This window comes from Microbacterium sp. ISL-103, from assembly GCF_018613995.1.
GTDB lineage: Bacteria > Actinomycetota > Actinomycetes > Actinomycetales > Microbacteriaceae > Microbacterium.
Map to the genome: position 1 here is coordinate 1 of NZ_JAGGPD010000527.1, position 1073 is coordinate 1073.

1 protein-coding gene and 1 pseudogene are annotated in these 1073 nt (G+C 64.4%); one reads left to right on the top strand and one right to left on the bottom strand.

The annotated features are described in order from the left end of the window. Positions 1–213: 213 nt before the first annotated feature. Complete coding sequence (locus J7E68_RS17085; RefSeq protein WP_215174611.1) at positions 214–813, top strand: HdeD family acid-resistance protein; 600 nt, start codon at positions 214–216, stop codon at positions 811–813. A gap of 60 nt (positions 814–873) precedes the next feature. Here J7E68_RS17085 and J7E68_RS17090 read toward each other — a convergent pair. After that, positions 874–1073: pseudogene (locus tag J7E68_RS17090) on the bottom strand (short chain dehydrogenase); the annotation flags it as partial.

Below are 1073 nucleotides of genomic sequence, written 5' to 3' on the forward strand. Positions count from 1 at the left end.
CTCCCGATCGCTGCGGTCGCGCACTCTGCGCATCACGACGAGTTCACGCAGTCGTGCGTCATCGTCGGGGGTCACGTGTTGATCTTGCCATGACGCCAGGTATCCGAGTGTGAACGTCCGCGACATATCGATACTGCCCTCCCCCATTCCGCTTCCCGGGGCGCTACTCTGTGAGCATCCCTCACAGGGATTTCTCAGAAAGGGTCCCCAACCATGTCTGATTCACTCGCTACCGAAGCGAAATCGCTGTTCAAGTCCATCCGCGTCGTCCTCGCGATCTCGGGCGCCATCGCCCTCATCGCCGGCATCGTGCTGCTCGTATGGCCCGGTAAGACGGCGGTCATCGTCACGGGAATCTTCGCCTCGTATCTCGTGATCGCGGGTCTCGTCTACATCGGCCTCGGCATCTTCTCTCGCGCGAAGGGCGGATGGGCTCGCGTCGGCCACATCGTCCTCGGCCTCATCTACATCGTCGCCGGCGTCATCGCGTTCGCCAACCTCGGTGTCGCTGCCGCGACTCTCGCGCTCGTCGTCGTGATCTTCATCGGCATCAGCTGGATCGTCGACGGCGTGGTCGCCCTGTCCCTTCTCGGGCGCGACGGATCGAGGGTCTGGACCCTCCTTTACGCGCTCCTCAGCATCATCGCGGGTATCGTCGTGATCTTCTCGCCGCTGTATGCGGCGGCGGTGCTCTGGCTCGTACTCGGGATCTCGCTCGTCGTGCTCGGAATCGTGCAGATCGTCCGTGCGATCACCCTCGGCAAGGATGCGAAGGAGTTCGTCGCATCGGCCCAGGCCGATTCTGCGATCTGACCGCACCGGAACACGAAGAGAGCCCCGTCCGATGGACGGGGCTCTTCTCGTCACGGGGACTCACTCCGCGGCGAAGGCGCTCACGTCTCCGACGAGACGGGTGTTGTCGGAGGGCACGGCGTCGATCGCCGCGCGAGCGACCTCGGCCGCGAACTCCGAGACGTTGTAGAGCTTGCCCGCAGACTCGCGACGCTCGGCGATCGCGCCGGGATTCGCGCGCTCGAGCAGCGTGGCCGTGATGGTGCCCTCGATCATGTCTC

What these genes read in the sequence shown, in the direction of transcription:
- J7E68_RS17085 (WP_215174611.1), top strand. Translation starts at nt 214, where the DNA reads ATGTCTGATTCACTCGCTACCGAAGCGAAATCGCTGTTCAAGTCCATC.